Source organism: Kitasatospora sp. NPDC005856 (genome assembly GCF_040629945.1).
In the GTDB taxonomy this organism is placed as follows: Bacteria; Actinomycetota; Actinomycetes; order Streptomycetales; family Streptomycetaceae; genus Kitasatospora.
The window spans coordinates 1-3,340 of sequence record NZ_JBEXWT010000202.1; the positions used below are offsets into that span (position 1 = coordinate 1).

The following is a 3,340-nucleotide window of genomic DNA, read 5'->3' on the forward strand; positions in this document are numbered from 1 at the left end:
GCGGGGGCTTCTTCGAGGATGAGGTGGGCGTTGCTGCCGCCGAAGCCGAAGGCGCTGATCCCGGCGCGGCGGACGTGGTTCTCGGTGCGTGGCCATGGGCCGGGCTCGGCCTGGACCCGGAACGGGCTGTTGGCGAAGTCGATGTCGGGGTTGCCACGGGTGTAGTTCAGCGAGGGTGGCAGCAGTTCGTGCTTGAGCGCGAGCGTGGTCTTGAGCAGGCCGGCGATGCCGGCGGCGGCGTCGAGGTGGCCGACGTTCCCCTTGACCGAGCCGATGACCCAGGAGCCCGTCTCGCCGAACGCCCGTGACAGCGCCTGCACTTCGATCGAGTCGCCGATCACGGTGCCGCTGCCGTGCGCCTCGACGTAGTCGATGTCCTCGGGGTCGAGCTCCGCGACGGCCAGCGCCTCCGTGATCACCTCGGCCTGACCGCCGACGGTCGGTGCCGTGAAACTCGCCTTGACCCCACCGTCGTTGTTGATGGCCGAGCCCTTGATCACGGCGTGGACGGTGTCGCCGTCGGCCAGCGCGTCCTCCAGCCGCTTCAGGGCCACCACGCCGACACCGTTGCCGAAGACCGTGCCCCGGGCGTCCGCGTCGAACGGGCGGATGTGCCCGTCCGGGGAGAGGAAGGCCCCCTCCTGGTAGGGGTAGCCGGTGTTCTCCTGCACTTTGTAGGAGACCGCACCCGAAAGAGCCATGTCGCACTCGTAGTTGAGCAGGCTCTGGCAAGCGGCGTGCAGCGCCACCAGCGAGCTGGAGCAGGCGGTCTGCAGCGGGAAGCTCGGCCCCCGCAGGTCGAGCTTGTACGACACCCGGCTGGTCAGGAAGGCGAGTTCGAAGCCCAGGCCGACGTTCTCGCCCTTGATCGCCTCGCCCTGCTCCAGGTTGCTGAGGATGTTCCCGAGGTAGGCGGTGGTACTGGCGCCGCCGAAGACGCCGATGCTGCCCGCGTACCGGGCGGCGTCGTAGCCGGAGTGCTCCAGGGCCGCCCAGGCCGTTTCCAGGAAGAGCCGGTGCTGCGGGTCCATGATCTTCGCTTCACGGGCGGTGTACCCGAAGAACTCCGCATCGAACAGGCCGATGCCCTCGAACTTGGGGACGGCCTTGACGTAGTGGGGCCGGCCGAAGACCTCGGCCGGCACCCCGGCCGCCGCCAGCTCCTCGTCGGTCAGGGCGACGATCGACTCGACGCCGTCGCGCAGGTTCGACCAGAACTCGGCCAGGTCCCCCGCGCCGGGGAAGCGCCCCGCCATCCCGACGATCGCGACACCGTCCCGCGCCGGGAGATCCGTGAACTCAGTGGTCATCATTCGCCCCTTGCCGTCCGACGCCGTTGCTGGTGCTGACGCCGGCGCTGCTGCATCTTCTCTCTGCGTTCCTCAAGTTCCTTGAGGCTGTTGCTCGTTGCCTGCCGTACCGGCTTCTCGACCAGGCCGGCCAGGTGTGCCGCCGTCAGCCCCTCGTACAGGTCGCCGAGGGCGAGCTTGGTGCCCAGCCGGGTGTTGGTGGTGCTCACCAGCTGGATCGCGATCAGGGAGTTGCCGCCCAGATCGAAGAAGCTGTCCTGGATGCCGACCTTCTCGATGCCCAGCAGCTCCTGCCACACCTCGCAGATCGCGCGCTCGGTGTCGCTGCGCGGAGCTACGAACTCGGTGAGGATGTCCGGGCGTTCGTGCGCGCCACCGCGGGGCTCCGCGGTGGCGCCCTGCTCCAGCGAGAAGGCGTTCTCGAAGAGCGCGGAGAGCTCGGCGGGCGACACGACGACCTGCGACTCCGAGACGCCGGCCAGGATCGCGTCGAGGGCCCACAGCCCCTCGGCGGCCGACATGGCGCGCTGGTCCACCTGCTCGATGCCGGACGGTGCGGCGGTGTCGGCCGCCATGCCGATCTCCCGCCACGGACCCCAGTCGATCGAGATCACCCGCCGGGTGCGGCCGCGGTCCTGGGCGAAGGCGTCAAGGAAGCAGTTGGCGGCGCAGTAGTCGACCTGGCCGACACTGCCGATGTTCGCACCGTTCGAGCCGAACAGGACGAGGAAGTCCAGCTCCTGGTCCGCCAGCACCTCCTCCAGCACCAGGGTGCCGCGTACCTTCGGGAGCAGGACCTCGGCGGCCGCCTGGAGGTCCTTGAGCTGGATCAGGCCGCCACCGGCGACGCCCGCCGTGTGGAAGGCGCCGTGGACGGCCCCCCACCGCTGGGTGGTTCGCCGGACGGCCTCGCTCATCGCCGCCTGGTCGCTCACGTCGGCCTGGAGCACCAGGAGCTCCGCACCTGCGTCCCGCAGGCGGACCAACTCCCGTACGGTGTCGGCGAGTCGGCCCTTGCCCGGGTTGTGGGCGAGCCAGGAGTCCCACTCCGCGGCGTCGGGCAGCCGGGTGCGCGCGGTGAGCGCGATCCTCGCCCCCGCTGCCGCGAGGTGCCCGGCCAGGGCCAGGCCCAGGCCGCCGGTGCCGCCGGTGACCAGGTAGACGCCGTCCTTGCGCACCGCCGGTGACCGGTCGCCCCGGGGCAGTGGCTGCGGCAGGAAGTGCTGGGACCAGCGGTGCCCCCCTCGGTGCGCCACCGTCTCCGTGCCGGGCTCCGGTGCTGCTGCCAACTCGGCCATCAGATTCACAAGTTGGGAACGGTTGGGTGCTTCCTGGCAGTCGAGGTCGACGCTGCGGCAGGTGGTGCCCGGCAGCTCGCGGGGCAGCACGCGGCACGGGCCCAGCAGGGTGGCCTTCAGCGGCGAGAGCGGCTCGGCGCCGGTGACGTTGTGCAGGCCGTTGCTGAGCACCCAGATCCGGCGCGGCTCGCTGTCCGGGTGCTGGACGAGGGCCTGGGTGAGGCGGATCAGACTCTCGAAACCGTGCTGGAGGCTGCCCTCCTCGCCCGGCGCGGTGACGCTCCAGCCGTGGACGATGTGGGTGGGCACACCGGCAGGGCCGCTCCGCAGGGTGCTGATCAGCCGCTCGTAGTCGGAGCTGTCGGCCGGGTCGATGGCGTAGCGGTTGTCTCCGTGGTCCGACCAGGCGCCGGCCGCCGCCACCAGGGTGACGGTGGCACCGGCGGTCCGCAGCTGCTCGGACACCGCCTCGCCCACACCCAGGCCGTCGGCGAAGACCAGCCAGTGCCGGGTGCAGTCCGGCTGTTCCCCGGCCGGGAGAGGCGCCCGCTGCCAGGACGGGGCGTAGAACCACTGCGTGATGTCGTCGCGGCGCGCCGCGGTACCACCGGTGGCCCGGGCCGTCGTGGCCTGTCGGTCGAGCCAGTAGTGCTTGTGTTGGAAGGGGTAGGTGGGGAGGGGGATGCGGTGGCGTTGTTGGTGGGAGTGGTAGGTGGTCCAGTCGGGTGTGGT

2 protein-coding genes are annotated in these 3,340 nt (G+C 70.9%); both read right to left on the reverse strand.

Annotation, left to right across the window (positions count from 1 at the left end):
* Positions 1-1,310: polyketide synthase (locus ABZ449_RS41880; RefSeq protein WP_360357359.1), on the reverse strand; the 1,310-nt coding region annotated here is incomplete at its 3' end.
* Positions 1,310-3,340 (reverse strand): SDR family NAD(P)-dependent oxidoreductase (locus ABZ449_RS41885; RefSeq protein WP_360357362.1); only part of this gene is annotated, 2,031 nt, incomplete at its 5' end. The genes ABZ449_RS41885 and ABZ449_RS41880, both read right to left, overlap by 1 nt.